General features: G+C 42.7%; 18 protein-coding genes. 6 read left to right on the top strand and 12 right to left on the bottom strand.

Annotated features, from left to right (window positions below):
* Nucleotides 1–8 precede the first annotated feature (8 nt).
* The 6 genes from CRO04_RS17660 to hrcA form a co-directional block, all read right to left on the bottom strand.
* On the bottom strand, nucleotides 9–755 hold the full coding sequence (locus CRO04_RS17660) for a sulfite exporter TauE/SafE family protein (RefSeq protein WP_097005561.1): 747 nt from the start codon (nucleotides 753–755) through the stop codon (nucleotides 9–11).
* Between the two features lie 443 nt (nucleotides 756–1,198).
* On the bottom strand, nucleotides 1,199–1,750 hold the full coding sequence (locus CRO04_RS17665; RefSeq protein ID WP_097005562.1) for a glucan-binding protein: 552 nt from the start codon (nucleotides 1,748–1,750) through the stop codon (nucleotides 1,199–1,201).
* Between the two features lie 37 nt (nucleotides 1,751–1,787).
* A complete protein-coding gene (gene dnaJ, locus CRO04_RS17670; RefSeq protein ID WP_097005563.1) occupies nucleotides 1,788–2,921 on the bottom strand; it encodes a molecular chaperone DnaJ in 1,134 nt (377 codons plus the stop codon).
* Between the two features lie 99 nt (nucleotides 2,922–3,020).
* Nucleotides 3,021–4,880 carry a molecular chaperone DnaK gene (gene dnaK / locus CRO04_RS17675; protein ID WP_097005564.1) on the bottom strand — a complete coding sequence of 620 codons (1,860 nt, stop codon included), beginning with the start codon at nucleotides 4,878–4,880 and terminating at the stop codon, nucleotides 3,021–3,023.
* A 54-nt stretch (nucleotides 4,881–4,934) separates the two neighbouring features.
* Entirely contained in the window at nucleotides 4,935–5,570 is a 636-nt protein-coding gene (gene grpE, locus CRO04_RS17680) for a nucleotide exchange factor GrpE (protein WP_097005565.1), read from the bottom strand.
* Nucleotides 5,571–5,587: 17 nt separating this feature from the next.
* Nucleotides 5,588–6,637, bottom strand: a complete 1,050-nt coding sequence (gene hrcA, locus CRO04_RS17685) for a heat-inducible transcriptional repressor HrcA (RefSeq protein ID WP_097005566.1) — start codon at nucleotides 6,635–6,637, stop codon at nucleotides 5,588–5,590.
* A 265-nt stretch (nucleotides 6,638–6,902) separates the two neighbouring features.
* On the opposite strand from hrcA, the gene CRO04_RS17690 reads away from it, so the two are divergent.
* Nucleotides 6,903–7,469, top strand: a complete 567-nt coding sequence (locus CRO04_RS17690) for a 3D domain-containing protein (RefSeq protein ID WP_097005567.1) — start codon at nucleotides 6,903–6,905, stop codon at nucleotides 7,467–7,469.
* Between the two features lie 278 nt (nucleotides 7,470–7,747).
* On the top strand, nucleotides 7,748–8,413 hold the full coding sequence (locus CRO04_RS17695) for a 3D domain-containing protein (protein ID WP_242974536.1): 666 nt from the start codon (nucleotides 7,748–7,750) through the stop codon (nucleotides 8,411–8,413).
* A gap of 59 nt (nucleotides 8,414–8,472) precedes the next feature.
* Here CRO04_RS17695 and hemW read toward each other — a convergent pair whose 3' ends face one another.
* The gene (hemW, locus tag CRO04_RS17700) at nucleotides 8,473–9,687 is read right to left on the bottom strand and encodes a radical SAM family heme chaperone HemW (RefSeq protein WP_097005569.1); all 1,215 of its coding nucleotides are present in this window, start codon (nucleotides 9,685–9,687) and stop codon (nucleotides 8,473–8,475) included.
* The gene (gene lepA / locus CRO04_RS17705) at nucleotides 9,677–11,491 is read right to left on the bottom strand and encodes a translation elongation factor 4 (RefSeq protein ID WP_097005570.1); all 1,815 of its coding nucleotides are present in this window, start codon (nucleotides 11,489–11,491) and stop codon (nucleotides 9,677–9,679) included. Before lepA ends, hemW begins: the two co-directional genes overlap by 11 nt.
* 213 nt (nucleotides 11,492–11,704) lie before the next feature.
* Between lepA and CRO04_RS17710 the strand changes: the two genes are divergently transcribed.
* Entirely contained in the window at nucleotides 11,705–13,171 is a 1,467-nt protein-coding gene (locus CRO04_RS17710; protein ID WP_097005571.1) for an ISLre2 family transposase, read from the top strand.
* 650 nt (nucleotides 13,172–13,821) lie between these two features.
* Here the strand turns inward: CRO04_RS17710 and CRO04_RS17715 are convergent.
* Both CRO04_RS17715 and gpr read right to left on the bottom strand, forming a co-directional pair.
* Entirely contained in the window at nucleotides 13,822–15,201 is a 1,380-nt protein-coding gene (locus CRO04_RS17715) for a stage II sporulation protein P (RefSeq protein WP_097005572.1), read from the bottom strand.
* Nucleotides 15,202–15,257: 56 nt separating this feature from the next.
* Nucleotides 15,258–16,235: a GPR endopeptidase gene (gene gpr / locus CRO04_RS17720; RefSeq protein WP_097005573.1), complete on the bottom strand. Its 978-nt coding sequence runs from the start codon at nucleotides 16,233–16,235 to the stop codon at nucleotides 15,258–15,260.
* A 178-nt stretch (nucleotides 16,236–16,413) separates the two neighbouring features.
* On the opposite strand from gpr, the gene rpsT reads away from it, so the two are divergent.
* Nucleotides 16,414–16,677, top strand: coding sequence for a 30S ribosomal protein S20 (gene rpsT / locus CRO04_RS17725; protein ID WP_097005574.1), 264 nt, complete (start codon nucleotides 16,414–16,416; stop codon nucleotides 16,675–16,677).
* Between the two features lie 96 nt (nucleotides 16,678–16,773).
* On the opposite strand, the gene CRO04_RS17730 is transcribed toward rpsT, so the two are convergent.
* Both CRO04_RS17730 and CRO04_RS17735 read right to left on the bottom strand, forming a co-directional pair.
* Nucleotides 16,774–17,604 (bottom strand): N-acetylmuramoyl-L-alanine amidase family protein, encoded by an 831-nt coding sequence (locus CRO04_RS17730; protein ID WP_097005575.1) that lies wholly within the window; start codon nucleotides 17,602–17,604, stop codon nucleotides 16,774–16,776.
* A gap of 258 nt (nucleotides 17,605–17,862) precedes the next feature.
* Complete coding sequence (locus CRO04_RS17735; RefSeq protein ID WP_097005576.1) at nucleotides 17,863–18,279, bottom strand: phage holin family protein; 417 nt, start codon at nucleotides 18,277–18,279, stop codon at nucleotides 17,863–17,865.
* Between the two features lie 81 nt (nucleotides 18,280–18,360).
* On the opposite strand from CRO04_RS17735, the gene CRO04_RS17740 reads away from it, so the two are divergent.
* Complete coding sequence (locus CRO04_RS17740; RefSeq protein ID WP_097005577.1) at nucleotides 18,361–18,648, top strand: hypothetical protein; 288 nt, start codon at nucleotides 18,361–18,363, stop codon at nucleotides 18,646–18,648.
* The gene (locus tag CRO04_RS17745) at nucleotides 18,645–18,929 is read left to right on the top strand and encodes a hypothetical protein (protein ID WP_097005578.1); all 285 of its coding nucleotides are present in this window, start codon (nucleotides 18,645–18,647) and stop codon (nucleotides 18,927–18,929) included. Before CRO04_RS17740 ends, CRO04_RS17745 begins: the two co-directional genes overlap by 4 nt.
* The last annotated feature ends 77 nt before the right edge of the window (nucleotides 18,930–19,006 follow it).

The following is a 19,006-nucleotide window of genomic DNA, read 5'->3' on the forward strand; positions in this document are numbered from 1 at the left end:
CTATTTCCCTATCCTTTTATAATTTTCACAAAGAGACACAAGAGTACTGCCAGGACAACAGGACGGACAATCTTCAGACCGTTTTTTACCACAAGTCCTGAACCGATGTAATGTCCGGCAATACAGAAGAGGCCGGCTGTAAGCCCCAGCGGAATTAATACTTTTCCATTTATTAAAAATGTTATGAGAGCCGCTATATTGGAAGATAAGTTAATAACCTTTGTCGTTCCGGATGCATTCCTGATATCCATACCTGCAAGTCCGGTCAGAATAAGTATTAAAAATGTTCCCGTACCAGGACCGTAAAAACCGTCATAGCAGCCAATTACAAGGGCTGCTCCCATAGCAACCAGAATCATTTTTTTCTCAGATATTTCCTTTTTATCCTTCTGCTCTCCCATATCTTTATTTTTTAAAACATAAAATGCAACAACCGGTAAAGCCACCAGCATCATGGTCTTTAACACCTGTTCGCTGGCCAGCATGGATAAATGAGCTCCGATTACAGAACCAGCCATAGCCAAAAGCGCAGCACCCAAAGACAGCTTCACTTTTATATAACCATTTTTCGCAAACCTTGCCGTAGATACCACTGTTCCCATGGCAGATCCCAGCTTATTTGTTCCAATTGCGAGATGAGGCGGTATTCCTGCTGCAAGATAGGCAGGCAGTGAGATCAGTCCTCCCCCACCGGCAATGGAATCCATAAGGCCCGCAAGAAAAACGAGAGGACACACAATAAAATATTGAATCATCGTCTGTTTCCTTTCTTTTGTAGGTTCCTCTTCGAATATAGATCCTTCATAAGGAAAACCACATGATATCATAACATACAATGATATGGGTTGCAAGCGCAGAAAACAAGGCATTTCAGGGTATATTCCGAAAAAAAATATTTTTTTGAAATTTTTTTAAAAAGTATGCAATAAAAATTACTCCTACTGCATTAACTAATTGAACGGATGAAAAAGACTTTTGTTCCGTACCGGATATAAGGGCAAAAAAAATATCAAGTAAACGAAATTCCTTGATGCATTACACCCCATCACACCCGCCTGAGTGTCCGGAACCGGAACAGAATCTTTTTTACAAAATTACAATCTAAAGGCAATTAGAATTTGTAATGAAAAACAGGAGGAATTTGAATGGCTGATCAGTCATTACAAATTTCTCCTGTTTTTTTTATATGAAACGGATCTTACTGAACCCATGCCCCGTCAGCCCCCACCTTATATCCATCCGGTGTGACTGTATTTAAAAGGAGCCTGCCCAGTGTTCCATCCGACATGGTATTAAAATAATAGGCCTTACTATCAATCAGCTGCCAACCGGTTCTCATGGCGCCAAGCATTCCGTCGTCCACCGGATTTAAATAATACTTAGATCCGGACTCGTCTGTATACCAGCCAGTCAGCATATGACCTCCCTGGTCAAACCGGTACCACCTGCCATTTAAATATTTCCAGCAGTTATTCGGCCAGCTTCCGTCCCCATACTGGAACCACCAGCCTGCAGGGCTGTAGTACCACCCTCTTACATAACCATAGTCCCCGGGACCGTCTTCATCTTCATCCTCGTCATCCCAGAAGCAATCTGAGTTATACGGTCCGTTTACTTTCGTTCCGGAACCATTCCATCCCGGAAAGTCCCTCACGGACCTGTCATAGTCTGCCCATGCATTCATGGACAGCAGGATCATCATTCCCATGACTGCTGCTGCCCATACCATTTTTTTCCTTACCCCGTTCATACCTTCCCCCTTCCTGTGACATGTACATGTAAAAGTTTTATTTAAAAAGTCCCTTCTTTTTATGTTTATCGCTGTCGGAATTACCGTTCATCGCATCATCAAAACTTCTAAGGGCCTCTTTCTGTGCTTCTGTCAGCCGCTCAGGCACGGAAACTACCAGTGTGACATAATGATCCCCTCTGACGGCACGGTTTCTCAGAGTAGGAACACCCTTTCCTTTTAAGCGCACCTTGGTATCTGTCTGGGTTCCTGGTTTTACTTCATATTCCACATCGCCATCTACTGTTTTAATCAGTATCGTTCCGCCCAGCGCCGCTTTTACAAAAGAAATCGGAACCGTGGAGAAAATACTGGTATCCTGGCGCTTAAAGATGGGGTGATTGGATACCACTGCTTCTACCAGAAGGTCTCCTCTTTCTCCGCCGTTGCTTCCAGGTTCTCCTGCTCCAGCTAAACGGACAGACTGTCCGTTATCAATTCCAGCCGGAATGGTTACTTTGATCTTCTTTCTTTTCGTTATATATCCGGTTCCATAGCAATCCGGGCATTTCTCTTTGATCACCTTGCCGGTACCGCCGCAGTCCGGACAGGTCTGTACGTTTTGTATCTGTCCAAAAAAGGATTGCTGGGTGTACATGATCTTGCCCTTGCCGTTACATTTGTGGCAGGTTACCGGGGAAGTCCCTGCTTTTGCACCGCTTCCGTGACAGGAAGCGCACTCTTCCTTAAAATTGATCTCAATTTCCCGCTCACAGCCAAAAATTGCTTCTTCAAAGCTGATCCGGATGCTGGTTCTTAAGTTGGCTCCCTTTAACGGACCGTTATACTGGGCGGTTCTTCTTCCGCCGCCAAAGATATCTCCGAAAATGTCTCCGAAGATATCTCCCATATCCGCTCCATTAAAATCAAAACCGCCGAAACCGCCTGCTCCGCCGCTTCCGTCAAATGCAGCAGAACCAAACTGGTCATACTGGCGTCTCTTATCGGGATCACTTAAAACACTATATGCTTCGGAGGCCTGTTTAAACTTTTCTGCAGCGGCAGTATCTCCAGGGTTCGTATCCGGATGGTATTTTTTAGCCAATGCTCGATAGGCCTTCTTAAGCGCTGCATCATCTGCATCTTTGGAAACACCAAGGATTTCATAATAATCTTTTTTACTTTCTGCCATCTTAGGTCTACCTCTCATAATTGTAGGGAATTTATTCCTGCGGAAAAAGTGCTGTATTCCTACAACACTTTTCCCAAAGCCCTGTCAAACGACTTCTTATTAAACTTCTTTATAGTCTCCGTCTACCACATCGCTGTCCTGGTAAGAAGCTCCTGCTGCTCCCATGTCAGGACCTGCTTCTGCTCCGCCCTGAGACTGTGCCTGCTCATATACCTTTGCAAACAATGCCTGTGCACTGGTCATCAGTTTTTCCTTGCCTGCCTTGATATCATCAATCTGAGCATCTGTCATTTCTTCGATTGGTGCTCTGTTAATTGCTTCTTTTAATGCATTTAAGTCAGCTTCTACTGTTGCTTTATCATTCTCAGAGATCTTATCTCCCACTTCCTGTAAAGCCTTCTCTGTCTGGAATACCATGGAATCTGCGTCATTTCTGGCATCAATGCCTTCCTTACGCTTCTTATCCTGAGCCTCATATTCAGCCGCTTCTTTCACAGCCTTATCAATGTCGGAGTCGGACATGTTGGATCCGGAAGTGATGGTAATGTGCTGCTCTTTGCCTGTTCCTAAGTCCTTAGCAGAAACATTAACAATACCGTTGGCATCGATATCGAATGTAACTTCGATCTGCGGAACACCTCTTCTTGCTGGCGGAATTCCATCCAGACGGAACTGTCCGAGAGTCTTGTTATCTCTTGCGAACTGTCTTTCACCCTGTACTACATGGATATCTACTGCTGTCTGGTTATCTGCTGCTGTGGAGAAAACCTGGCTCTTCTTTGTAGGAATTGTTGTGTTTCTCTCAATCAGTCTGGTTGCAACACCGCCCATTGTCTCAATGGATAAGGAAAGAGGTGTTACGTCAAGAAGAAGAATATCTCCTGCACCTGCATCGCCTGCAAGCTTGCCGCCCTGGATACTTGCGCCGATTGCCACACACTCATCCGGATTTAAGGATTTGGAAGGTTCTTTGCCTGTCAGCTGTTTTACCTTCTCCTGTGCTGCCAGCATACGGGTAGATCCGCCGACTAAAAGTACTTTTCCAAGCTCTGCTGCTGTGATACCTGCATCTTTTAATGCGCTCTGTACCGGAACTGCGGTGCGTTCAATTAAATCCAGTGTCAGTTCATCAAATTTTGCTCTGGATAAATTCATATCCAGATGTTTCGGGCCTTCTGCTGTTGCTGTAATGAAAGGTAAGTTGATGTTTGTGGTAGTAGAAGAGGATAATTCCTTCTTTGCCTTTTCAGCAGCTTCTTTCAGTCTCTGCATAGCCATCTTATCAGCGGATAAATCAACACCCTCTGCCTTTTTGAATTCATCCACCATCCACTGTGTCAGACGGTTGTCGAAATCATCACCACCTAAATGGGTATCACCATTGGTAGAAAGTACTTCAATAACTCCGTCACCGATTTCAATGATGGAAATGTCGAATGTACCGCCTCCTAAATCGTAAACCATAATCTTCTGCTCTTTTTCGTTATCAAGACCGTAAGCAAGCGCTGCTGCTGTCGGCTCGTTGATGATACGCTTTACATCAAGACCTGCAATTTTACCTGCATCCTTTGTTGCCTGACGCTGTGCATCGTTGAAATAAGCCGGTACTGTAATAACTGCTTCCGTAACTTTTTCTCCTAAATATGCCTCTGCATCAGCTTTCAATTTCCGAAGAATCATAGCAGAGATTTCCTGAGGGCTGTAATTCTTACCGTCAATGGTTACTTTATAGTCAGTACCCATATGTCTTTTGATGGAAGAGATGGTGCGGTCCGCATTGGTTACTGCCTGACGTTTTGCAGGTTCACCAACCAGTCTCTCTCCGTTTTTTGTAAATGCAACAATTGATGGTGTTGTTCTAACGCCTTCGCTGTTGGGAATAACAACCGGTTTACCGCCTTCCATAACGGCTACACAGCTGTTTGTTGTTCCTAAGTCGATTCCAATGATCTTACCCATAGTTTTTTCCTCCTATTTGATAAACAAAATTGTGTATGTTTCTGATTTATGTTGTTAATTAGCTACCTGCACCATGGAGTGTCTTACCACGGTATCCCGATAGGTGTAACCTTTCTGAAGTTCCTGGGCAACCACATTCTCGCCCAGAGAATCATCTTCCACATGCATCACTGCATTATGGTAATTGGGATCAAACGGCATTCCAACCGCTTCAATCGGCTTAACGCCTGCCTCTTCCAGTGTTTTCATCAGCTGTTTATAGATTTTCTCCATTCCGTCAGCAAATGGTGATTCCTTTTCCTCTTCCGGAACTGCTGCCAGTCCCCGTTCAAAATTATCCACTACGGGAAGGATTCTCTCAATGATATCCCTGGCTCCGATTTCAAACATGGCTGATTTTTCTTTTTCTGTACGTTTTCTAAAGTTGTCAAATTCTGCCATCGACCGCTGGAGACGTTCTGTCAGCTCTTCTATCTTCTCATCTTTTAAATCTTTTTTCTCTTTTTTCTTGCCGAAGAAGCCTTTCTTTCCAGAATCCTCTTTGCCATCATCCTCTGAATTTTCCGGCTCTTCCTGCACAGCTTCTTCGCTGCATTCACAGGTTTCCTCTATCTCTTTTTCAGCGGATACGGCGTCTTCCTGACTGATCGTCTCATCCGCCTGCTGTCCGTCTGTTTTAACATCTTCCATGCTCAATATTCTACCCTTTACCTTTCCTCTTTTTTCAATATTGTATCCAGCTGGATCATTAAATTTCTCAGCGTATTTAATACCTTTTCATAATCCATCCGCTTAGGACCGATAATACCAATTGTGCCTCTTAATCCTTCCCCAAGCTCATAATTCGCAGTAACAATACTACAGTCCTTCATCGTCTGTACAGGCGCCTCATCTCCGATGTATACCTGTATTCCGGAACTTCTTTCCGAACTGTTAACATCATCTACCAGTTCCTGCAGCAGTTCCTTCTGTTCCAGTGCACCGATTAACTGACTTGCTTTTTCTCCATCGCTAAGCTCGGGATATTTAAAAATGTTAGTTGCGCCGCTGGTATAAATCTGAAGATCTTCGTCATCGGCTCTAATTGCTGCTGCTACTTCAGACAATACCTGATCCACCACTTCACTGTGAGGACCAGCCTGAACCTTCAGTCTGCTGATTACTCCTAAATTAATCTCTTCTATCGAAAGCCCGTTTAAAGCATTATTTAAAAGAATATTAAGATTCAAAAGCCCTTCATCGCTCAAATCTGAACGAACAGGGATTATGGTGTTCTTTATAATATTGCCTTCAACCACAATCACAACAAGAAGTTTTCCTGCATCAACCTTAGACAGCTGGATAAACTTTAATTTATTGCGATGGTACTGGGGCGCGCTGATCATGGCTGCATAATTGGTATTCTGTGCAAGCAGCTTTGCCATCTGCTTGAGCAGAAGCTCTACCCTGTCCACACGTTTCAGCATTAAATCCTTGATCTCTGTAAACTCATCTTCTTTTTCCTGAAGAATCTGATTTACATAGAAGCGGTATCCTTTATCGGAAGGAATCCTTCCTGCAGAGGTATGGGGCTGCATAATAAAACCCATCTCTTCCAGATCAGACATCTCATTGCGGATGGTGGCGGAGCTTAAATTTAAGTCTGTATATTTAGAGATCGTGCGGGAGCCTACCGGCTCTCCTGTTTCCAGATAAGTTTTAATAATCGCTTTTAGTATAATGATCTTTCGCCCATCCAGTTGATCCTTATCATCCAAACTGCCACGCTCCTTTCTGAGTGTTCTGTTAGCACTCAACGTTCAGGAGTGCTAACATCTTCTTTTCATAATATATTCTTTTTTTCTACATTTGTCAATACATTCCTAAAAATTTTTAAATGAAGTTTTTATTACCAGCATGTCCAATTTATATCAAAATTCTATCAAATATTACAAACCCTGTGACATTTTTTTCTTGACTTTTAACACTTTTGTAATATAATGGTAATTGATACACCATAACAACACGATTGCGAGGTAAATCATGAATAGTTTTTCAAGACGAATACGGGTCACCGGATTCCTGACACTCCTTTGTATTCTGCTGTTATCCACTACTGCATTGGCTGCCCAGACGGCTGAAAGCCAGAGTACAGCAAACCAACAGTCCTGGAGTGTTAAAACGGATAACCAAATGAAAAAGAACAGTACCGGAACGGTAGCTACTGCAAGTGAAGCCACGATGAGTGAAGAAGTAGGACCGGGCATAGAGAAGAAAGTACAGCCAGAAGAAACAAAACCCACAGGTCCGGTTTATGAAAAAGGAGCATCTCTCGGAATATTCTCTGCAACGGCCTACTGCCCCAGCAGTTCAGGAAAGCAACAGAGAACTTACTCCGGCACGATACCAAAGCCGATGCACACACTATCTGCCGATCTCACTGTTCTGCCTCTTGGAACAAAAGTCATGATTGACGACATTGTTTATACAGTAGAAGATACCGGAAGCGGAATCAGAGGTAATAAAGTAGATATTTATTTTGGAAGTTATGGAGAAGCCATTGCGTTTGGAAGACGACCGAAAGAAATATTTGCTGTCATAGAAAGATAATTAAAAATTGAATATTGAATATTTTCTGCCGGAAAGCGTACCAATCGCTTTCCGGCAGTTTTTTTTATGAAGAAAAGTGAGTACGGGCATAAAATATCTTTAAAAACTTGACAAATCTGGAAAAAAGTGTAAAATGTGTACTTGTACCTTATTTATTACAAATATGTTACATATATTTATATTATATTAAATCATATGTACTTTTTGTGAAAAAGAAAGGAAGAAAGTATTACATGAAGAATTCAAAGAAAATAAAGTGGTTCCTAGGAACGTTACTAATGATAGCATTTTTAATACCATCTCCCACCGTGGTCTTTGCAGGAGCGGCCCCGGGAATTATAGACGGTGCGGATGAAGCCGGTGTCAGAGGCTGGGCGTGGAACAGCTTAGATCCGTCTGCATGCGAAGAGGTTAAAGTCACAATCACAAGCCAGACAACCGGAACGGTTGTGGGGGAACTGACCTCTTCTGCCTCCAAATACAGAAAGGATTTAGCTGATCAGGGCACAGGCACGGGAAATTATGGTTTTGAGATATCCGTCCCATGGAGCAGCTACGGGGATGGCTCCTATCTTGTGGAGGCCTATGCCGGCGGACAGAAGCTCTCCGGTTCCAGAGTATATGGGGTGGGTTCCTTTGCCTCTGCGTCAGGAATCCGTTCTCTGGGCATTTTTAAAACAACTGCCTACTGCCCCTGCAGAAGCTGTTCCGGCAGATGGGGCGGACGGACCAGTACCGGTACGGTTGCCACTGCAGGACATACGATTTCCGTTGATCCGAGAGTCATTCCTTATGGAAGCCGGCTTATGATTGGCGGAGTTATTTACACGGCAGAGGATTGCGGCGGCGGTGTAAAAGGAAATCACATCGATATCTTCTTTAATACACATGGAGAAACCCGGGCTTATGGAACCAGAGATATGGAGGTTTTTCTGGTTCCATAACATAACCAAAAAGGTCTGCAAAGAGAGATTGGAAAACACACTCTTTGCAGACCTTTCTGTTATATCAGAAACTGGCTCATAACATAATTGCTGATGTCAATCCCCCGCTCTGTCAGACGGTAGTAACCGTCTTTTATTTCAAGCAGTCTATCCTGCTTTAACTTATCAAGAACAGGACCGTATACGTGACGTATATTCTGTCCAAAGCTGCTGACAAACCCCTGGGCAGATACCCCTTCTATCAGGCGGAGTCCTAAAAACATATACTCTTCCATCTTTTGTTCCGTAGTAAGCCGTTCAAACTCCTGCCTTAATAGCTGGTCAAAATCTTCTTCTCTTCCAAATCTGCCGTTCTTATACGCCTGATAACTGGCTGTATTATGAAACCTGCAGCCATTCATATAGGAAGAAGAACCAAGTCCCAGCCCTAAGTATTCGACTCCTGTCCAGTAGCCGATGTTATGCCTGCATTCATATCCAGGTCTGGAGTAATTGGAAATCTCGTACCGCTCATACCCCTGTTCGTTTAAGAATGCCCTGGTCAGGTAATACATCTCTCTCTCCATATCCTCGTCAGGAAGGTCCGGAAGAGCCATGAGATGCCGTCGTTCCTCTTTTGACATGGAATCGTTGTCCAATGCCACATGCTCTCCGTAACGGTCATAAAACGGGGTTCCTTCCTCCACAATGAGGCTGTAGGCAGAAATATGCTCCGGTTTTAACATGGTGACCTTTTTTAATGTATTCTTCCATGATTCCACCGTCTGACCGGGAATTGCTGAAATTAAATCTACATTTACGTTATCAAATCCCGCCATGCGGACTCTCTGGAAACTTTTTAAAAACTCGTCGTAGGTGTGTATCCTTCCCAGATATTTAAGTTCTTTGTCATCAGCCGACTGAAGTCCCATACTGATCCTGTTTACTCCAGCCTCCCGGTACTGACAGAGTGCCTCAGAAGTTACAGTTCCCGGATTGGCTTCTAACGTAATCTCCGCCTCCGGATGAACATCAAACTGATGGCTTAAGGCGGTCAGAACAGCGCTCATCTGATGGAAATCCAGAATCGAGGGTGTCCCTCCACCAATAAAAATACTGATGACCTGATATTCTTTGGCATATTCACTCTGGTATTTTATCTCTTCCAAAAGCCGGTCAATATATTCCTGCTGCATCTGCCTGTTTCCTGGAAATGATAAGAAATCACAGTAAGCGCATTTTTGTGCACAAAATGGAATATGCACATAAATCTCTAATTTTTTTTTATTCATCATCTAATTTCAGTACGCTCATAAATGCCTTCTGCGGTATCTCAACGTTACCGACCTGGCGCATACGTTTCTTACCTTCTTTCTGTTTTTCAAGAAGTTTCTTCTTACGTGAAATATCACCGCCGTAGCATTTGGCAAGTACATCTTTTCTCATGGCTTTTACTGTCTCACGGGCGATGATCTTGCCACCGATGGCTGCCTGAATGGGAATCTCAAAGAGCTGTCTGGGTATCTCATCCTTTAATTTTTCACACATTCTTCTGCCACGTTCATACGCGGACTCCGCGTGAACGATAAAGGAAAGGGCATCCACTTCTTCTTTGTTGACTAAAATGTCCAGTTTTACCAGTTCGGACTTTTCATAGCCCTTGAGTTCATAATCAAAGGAAGCGTATCCTCTGGAACGGGATTTCAGTGCATCAAAAAAGTCATATATGATTTCATTCAGCGGAAGCTCATATTTAAGCAGCGCTCTGGTGGCTTCCATATATTCCATTCCAAGATAAACACCCCGGCGTTCCTGGCAAAGCTTCATAATGGCTCCAACAAATTCAGTTGTAACCATAATTTCCGCACTGACAATTGGCTCTTCCATATATTCAATCTCAGTTGGATCAGGCAGATTGGAGGGATTGGTCAGTTCCAGCTTCTCCCCATTCTTTTTAAATACATAATATACAACACCTGGTGCGGTCGTAACAAGGTCTAAATTGTATTCCCGCTCCAGACGTTCCTGAATGACTTCCAGGTGAAGAAGACCTAAAAATCCGCATCGGAACCCGAAGCCCAGTGCCAGAGATGTCTCCGGTTCAAAGAATAAGGAGGCATCGTTAAGCTGAAGTTTCTCAAGTGCATCACGCAGATCGTTGTAACGTGCTCCGTCTGCCGGATACAGACCGCAGTAAACCATGGAGGTTACTTTTTTATAACCTGGCAGTGCAGATTTGCAAGGCCTGTCTGCATGGGTAATGGTATCTCCCACTGCCGTATCCTTCACGTTCTTGATGCTGGCGGTTAAATATCCAACCATACCTGCCGACAGCTCTTCACAGGGTAAAAACTGTCCTGCGCCGAAATATCCCACTTCTACCACCTCTTCTACCGCACCTGTGGCCATCATGCGTACCTTGTCTCCTTTTTTAACCGTTCCTTCCTTCACACGGAAGAATACGATTACGCCTTTGTAAGAATCGTAAAGGGAATCAAAGATAAGGGCCTGGAGCGGAGCAGACGGATCACCAACAGGTGCTGGAATCTTCTCAACAATCGCTTCAAGTACCGCTTCCACATTCAAACCTGTCTTGGCGGAAATTCTGGGAGCATCGTGAGCTTCAATTCCGATCACATCTTCTATCTCCTCAACCACCCGCTCCGGCTCCGCACTGGGAAGGTCGATTTTATTGAGAACCGGAAATACATCCAGATCGTGATCCAGTGCCATATAAACGTTAGCAAGTGTCTGGGCTTCAATTCCCTGGGAAGCATCCACCACAAGGACAGCGCCATCACACGCTGCCAGACTTCTTGAAACCTCATAATTAAAATCAACATGACCTGGTGTATCGATCATGTTAAAAATGTATTCCTGTCCGTCATTAGCTTTATAAACAGTACGGACTGCCTGGGCCTTAATGGTAATCCCACGCTCCCGTTCCAGATCCATATTATCAAGAATCTGAGCCTGCATCTCTCTGCTGGTGAGCAAACCTGTCTTCTCTATAATACGGTCTGCAAGGGTTGATTTTCCGTGATCAATATGAGCAATAATGCAAAAATTACGTATTCTATTCTGCTGGGCAGCTGCCATATAGTATAATCCTCTTTTCTGATGTTTCTAATGTCTTCAAATATACCATTAAAATCACCGGTTGTCCACCGGGAAAGCGTTGATTTGCCTGAATCCTATTACTAGCTAGCGTAAAGTTTTATTCGGATAATGGGAAATAAATAAAAAGAGAACACCACTTTGTGATAAAGTATTTAGCGACAAACTAATACAAACAAAGGATTGGTGTTCTCTATGATTAATAGTATACGATATTTTGAGGAAGAATGCATCAACAGATTTGAAAAACTTGAAGATAATTTTATGAAAAATCCGCTGCAAATGGCAGAATACATAATCAGTATGACTGCAGAGCTCCATAACCTGGGGTTACGAATGATACAGGATTCCTTAGAAACAATGGACCAAATGCTTCAGGACAGCCCTATCCGATTAAAACATTGGATTGTAGAGTCTCATACAACAAAGCAGCTGGTGACTTCTTTGGGAACTGTCACATTCCGCAAAACATTATTCACCAACAAAGAGACAGGAAGCAGTGAATATCTGCTGGATAGAATCCTTGGTCTGGAGCGGAATGAAAGACTCACTCAAGACGCAGAAGCAAGACTGTTAAATGAGGCAGTACAAACTTCTTACCGGCGGGGTGGAGAAGAAACCAGTCTGACAAGCGAAGTGAGCAAGCAGACGGTAAAGAACAAACTCCATCAGTTGAATTTTCCAATGCATGAGGTAAAGGCAGAAAAGAAGAAAGTAGACTATCTCTATATCGATGCCGATGAAGATCATGTATCTTTGCAATGGCGCGAGAAGAAAGGCGATCTGCGGGAAAATGAGAACCATCAGAAAAATAACAACCTGATAGCAAAACTGGTCTATGTTTACGAAGGAATAGAAAACGAATCACCGAAGAGTAAACGGCACCGTCTGGTTAATCCGTATTATTTTTGCAGAGTGAATACAGGAGAGGATAATCTAAAGTTTTGGGATGAAATAAATGACTATATCACAAACCACTATGAACTGGAAACAGTCAAAAATATATATTTAAATGCAGATGGTGGAGGCTGGATTAAGGCCGGAATGAATCGTCTGGAAGGAGTTACCTATGTACTGGATGAATTTCATCTGGAAAAATATTTGACAAAACTTACGAGCCATATGAAAGACAGCCGCGATGATGCGGCAGATGAACTCAGGAAAGTGATCAGAAGCAAAACAAAGAAGGAATTCACAAGGCTGGTGGACCGTTTGGAAGAATATCTGAAGGACGAAACAGGAGTAAAAAGAATTAGGGAAGCCAGGGAATACATTTTGTCTAACTGGACAGCAGCAAAGCTAAGGTTAAGTCATCAGGATGGAGTAAAAGGAAGCAGTACAGAAGGCCATGTAAGCCATGTACTCTCAAGTCGTATGAGTTCAAGGCCAATGGGCTGGAGCCGAAAGGGAGCGGGAAAGATGGCACAGCTGCGGGCGTATTATCTAAACGGAGGCGATATGCTGGAATTAGTGAGATACCAAAAGAAGGAGCTTCCTAAGGCGGTAGGTGCCGAATACGATGTTCTGAGCGGAGAAGTGATCCAAAGGTCAGAAAGAAATCGGCACGGAGAGCTGGGAAAATATACGGACCGAATATCACATAGTATCTCTCTTCAGAACAAGAAAATCGTATACTTTAATTCTCATATCTGGGGATTATGATACAAAGCCAGGTAAATATCAGGAAGACACTTTGCTCGTCATCATTGCTCTGCAATCAAGCTCAGGGCTTGTTTCGAATGCAAAAATGATGTATATTAAAGCCACAAGTCATTGCCTGATACGTTATCAGAGCATCGTGGGTGAACTCTGCACCATTCAATCCGAAGATAAATTTACGCAGTCCCTATTACTATTTTCGCTTGCAAATTGAGTAAATATGTATTAGAATAATAGTAAAGAAACAACCGCCCCAATACAAGGGGTTGGCCAATGACAATGATAGAAATCCATCCTTGCTACCGTCCAAAGTATACAAGGGTGGTTTTTCTATGCCTGTTACCAGGTCTTTATAGAAATACGCTACTTACAATTATAAAAAATAAAGGTAAGTAATGCTAAAATGAATGTACCAAAGGCCATAAGGTCCTTAAAGTCATATTTCATCCGCATCACCTCCCATCTATGTAATGATGGAAGGCCAACGCCCCTGCAGTGACACGATTGTTCCTTGTACTTATGGTAACATATCCCAATTTAAGATGCAATTAGTTTGCCCGTTGCAGAAAGCATTTTTTTAAGAATAATTAAAGCTGGATAAACCTGATATAAAAACAGGCCTCCAGCTTTTATAGTACCAGTATGTTCTTTGTTTAATTTCCTTTTAAGACCATATCCAGAACCTCTGAAAGTGGTTCCATGGCATTTAATGCTTCCTGATAGGAATTGGTCTGGGCACCTACTTCAATCAAAGTGGACCGGGCTCTTAAATGCTGGTTATAGCGAAGTCCTTTTATGTAGATCTTACGGGTGAGACCCGGAAAATAAGCTGCGCTGTCTAACTGCATCTGAAAGCTGAAAGCAAGATTTTTCTCTCTGTATGGATTGGGAAGATATTCAATGGGACCTTCGGGGGTCTGGCAGATTCCGTTAAAAAACATAATCGGCGCCGTCATTTTTCCATTTACCTTGTTCACCATATGCAGATCACTGTTTACTCCATCCCGGTGAATATCCATAATCACTTCGATGGAAGGGTTTTTTTGAAGAATTCCGGTTATGCCGTCAAGCGCGTAGGTATAAGCCTTATTTCTGTCCAGCTTTCCGTTTTGCAGATCATAAACAGATGTATCGTGTATGACATTATATCCCTTTGCCGTTAATAATTTCGTTAAATAGGTTCCGATTCCCACCACTGTGGCTTCCTTATTCCCAGGTCCGAAATCAGAATATTCTTCCTGAGAGTGTGTGTGATAGATCAGAATCTGAGGTTTGTCATTTCCTCCTTCCAGAGTGAAATTTTCCGAAAGAAACTGATCGGCTTTCATTAAATCACGTCCTGCGGTCGTAGAGGTATGAACACTGTAAAAATGCTTCATCATATAATCGTAATCTGCCAGCTGTTCCTTTCGGTAAGTGGTGCCCACAATCGGCCAGATACTGCTTGATGCACAGGTCATCGCAGAATTTTTATCCTTATTTACAGGGATTTCTGGTTGTGTCACAGCACTTAAATCCTGCTTAGAACCATCTTCTGCTGGGGTTTCCTGTGTCTCTGGCTGGGCCTTATGTGTCCCTGCATTTACGCTTCCGTCCTCTCCGCTTTCTTCCCCTCCATCATATAGAAGAAAGCTGTGTTCTTCATAGAATTTCCCGCTTTCCAGATAGCTTATATATGCCGGATCACTTTCTCCGTAATAATCTGCTGTCTTCCTGCTTCTGCCTGTATACCGGGAAAGGGGGGAATGGCTGAAGAAAAACCCGCAAAATAAGCTTCCAAGAGATTTTTCCTGATACAGCGCTTCCCCGTCTTCTACTTCTAAATCCCAGGAAGCAGCAGGATACTGGTAATGCCAGATAAGGGAGACACTCTCTGCAACTCCTTCGCCGACCCAGTTTTGTATATCCTTTATATCCAGTCTGCCTGCTGCCTGGGCTGCTTCCTTCAGACTTAAAAAAGCGGCCAGAATCAGGATTACTGCAATCATTAATTTTTTAATAAAATTGTTCCATTTATCACTGCTTTGTCTCATAGCCGCCTTCCTGCATTCTTACTTCATACTATACTATGCAGAAATCCTGCCGTTTACTACGAAACTTCCTGTCCCAGAAAGGTCATATGGATTCCCTCTGAGATGGTAAAGCTCAATTCTTTCACCGTTTCGTCAATATCCGGAGGGGTCACATAAAGCGGCCCGAATTCCGGTTCCAACAGCTCTCTGATCAGATCATACTGCTCATCGGAATTTAAATTTTCCACAAAATCTCCCATTCCCTTGGTTTCCATATTATCGGACAATGCTCTGATCAAGGTTGTGACCGTATCGTGAACAATGGCAGCTGCTCCTACCACGGTGGGAACGCCAATAGCCATGACCGGTACTCCTAAGCTTTCTTCTGTTAAGCTGTGACGGTGGTTTCCTACTCCGGAACCTGGATGAATTCCCGTATCTGTTAACTGTATGGTGGTACCAAGACGCTTTACGCTTCTTGCGGCTAACGCATCAATTGCAATAATGAGATCCGGATTCGTTTCTTTTATGATGCCTTTTAAGATTTCAGCAGTCTCCATTCCGGTCTGTGCCATAACGCCCGGGGCGATTCCACTGATCACTGGCATGGTTTTTCCCTGCCAGAATTCATCTCCATACTGAACCTTTAAATGCCTGGTAACCTGAAGATTATTGAGCACTCTTGGTCCCAGTGAATCCGGAGTTACGGAAGAATTTCCCAGTCCTGCCACCAATACGTGAAAATTTGGTTTTTTGAAATCCTTTCCCTCCAGCAGCTTGGAGATCTGGGCTGACAGTTCTTGTGACACCTCCCTGTGATAATCCTCGTCTTTTAAAGACAGCTGGTCTGCCTCCAGAGTAATGTAGGTTCCAATGGGTTTACCCATCGCCTTTGATCCATTTTCATCAAGAATTTTTACCTCTGTCATTTTAATCCGGCTGTTGGAACGGTGCCATTCCCGTAAGGATACTCCCGATATTTCACCGCCGTCACCAGGAAAGCTTTCTTTTTCTTCAACCGCAAGGTCTGTACGCACTTCAAATGTGTTTTCCATTTCTTCCTCCTTTCCAGTATTTCTAAGGTATTTTCTGCAAAAAAGCAGGAATTATGTATTGACATCTGTATTGAAATTCGTTAAAATATAAAAGTATGTTTACATTGAACTGTCCGTGTCCAGGCTTTGATGCAAAACAAAGAATAAATCATATTACATTTTATTGGAGGTGTACAGATTGGCTAACATTAAATCTGCAAAGAAAAGAATCTTAGTTAACGAAACTAAGGCTGCTAGAAACAAAGCAATCAGATCCAAAGTGAAAACATCCATTAAGAAAGTGGAAGTTGCTATTAATGCCGGTGACAAGGCTGCTGCACAGGCATCATTAGTAAGTGCTATTACAGAGATCGACAAAGCTGCTACCAAAGGCGTATATCATAAGAATAACGCTTCCAGAAAAGTATCCAGAATCTCTAAAGCTGTTAACGCTATGGCTTAATTCATAAACGATATTGATCCCATTCAGACTAACCCGCTGAATGGGATTTTTTGGTTTAGCGGAATCAGCCTTTACCGGTCTGATTCCGCTAAATTTTTATAAAGTTTGAAGTGCGCCATTTTTATCCGTCTGCAGACGCATCTCTCCTTCGTACATACTTCCGTCAGCCGTTAACCGGTAAAGCTCTTCCTTCCAGATCACCCATTGGTTCTTTGCCATTTTTCCGGTATCTCCTAGATAATACCATTTGCCGTTACTTCCGGTCTTCCAGGTGTCCTTTACCATATATCCGGCATCATCAAACCAGTACCAGTCTTCTCCATCCTGATACCAGTCGTTTTTTACATAATCTCCCGTGTTTCCTAAATAGAATCTCCAGCCGTCTTCCTCTTGCATCCATCCGGATTTTACTTCTGCAGCAGATACAAGGGATTCTTTAAAATCTTCCCAGGTATGGCTTGTGTGATTGTATACGTAAGGATTGGGGCAGATTTTACCGGTCACATCGTAGTGGCGGATTACGTGATCTTCTCTGATCCCGTACTGTTCCATCAGATGCTTGGTCAGTTTTATTGCGGATGCAACGGTTGCATCTTCAAAATACCAGTCTCTGCTTGTATCGGACTGGCTGCCTTTATTTCTGACGCACAGTTCAATGCCAATGCTGTTGCTGTTGCGGCATTCCGGGTGGATGTAGGATTTGGCTCCGCAGTGCCATGCGATGTTTTTGTCCTCTACGGACTGCCAGATCTCCCCGGAAAAGCCTACAAAGTAGTGGGCGCTGGCTCCAACATACTGGGAAGCATAGTATTTGCAGTTTGCTTCTGCTCCTCCCAGTGCCCCTACATAGTGAATAACAATATATTTAATACGGCTTAACTCGCCGTTGCTGTAGTTATATGGGGTTATAAGTTTGTTTATTTCCACTTAAATCCCCTCCCTTCTTCCCGAGAATCCCATGTCGTCTGCGTCAAAGGATTCCCGGAACCTTCAATTTCTGTATGATCGGAATTTTTCAGATTTTCCTGTATTCCGATAAGTTCTATGCGGTTCATGTCTTTGGTTGATTCGCTTTTTACCATGGTTATCACCTTGTCCCTTTTTATTAATATATGAAGGAATGTTTAAAGGTGTACCGTTTATATATAGGTTTGTCCATGAAAGAGACTGTTGGGTGAATTTTTATTATGAGGGCTGTGATTTCTGATTTAGTAAATCAATCGCCTTTGTTAAAACTGCCGGTAGAGGAATTCCCATAAGCCCGGCATTTTCTACTATGGATATAAGCTCATTCGCCATAAAACCGATAACTACAGTATCTCTAATGTATGTAGTCCCAATTGATAAATCAAGACGATGAGCAATTAAAACAAAAAGTAGAGTCATGGATTTTCTGCACAGACCTTTCCAGCCCGCTTTTGATTCCAATGTTCCAGTCTCTGTTTTTTTGCTGTTATGGAAAATGGCGGCTACTACAATTCCGGATATGAAGTCAATTGCCATGAACATAATTAAAGTGGCAATACCAGTATCCCAGCCGCCGAATAGCGTTGTGATTATGCTGCCAAGTATACCTGTTAGGGTGCATAAGGTGTTTTTCATATTGATTCTCCTCAATTTTGATTAATGTTTTAAAAACATATAATCTTCATTTTTTATAATTTAAGTAGTGATTTAAACGGTATGAAATTTTATACCACGCCAGAGCAACTGGGACTAATAAACCCCACTTCCATAGTTGATGTGATTAATGCAATGGCTGATAATAGTGTTTTATTCATAAGAGTAGCTGATGATACGCCTGCTTTTCAGACCTTATGTCCTAAATATTGGGGTCTATTAGAAATTGTAAAACTTACTATCTATAGGGTTAATTTTAAATTTTCAGATGTAAATAAATTAAAAATAATATCTATCAAGCAAATTATTATGAAGATAGTGGGTTTTCAGGTTGGAAAAGGATTATATTGAGTAGTGATTTAGGTAGTTTGGTTTCTGATGCAACTGCAATAGCCGATTGCAACTCTATTTTTAAAAATTTTGGCGTGTCTATACTGCGCTGGGATGCAAATACGCAAAACACTCCATATAAGCAAGGGTTATATGTTAATACAAATCAAGGATTTATAATAGATTTTCCAATTGCATCAACCTATAAACACAAATTGCAACTGGAGGAGGAATTAATACAATCGCAGCTCGTTCTGGGTATGCCGGTACTTGGAATAATTGGTCTATGCTGGCAAATATAAATGATCATTTAGCTATACCAAAAAGTATTATAAAATATATTACACCAGATTGATTACATTATTATGTAACCACATAG

It is taken from the genome of Lacrimispora amygdalina, from assembly GCF_900205965.1.
Classification (GTDB): Bacteria; Bacillota; Clostridia; order Lachnospirales; family Lachnospiraceae; genus Lacrimispora; species Lacrimispora amygdalina_A.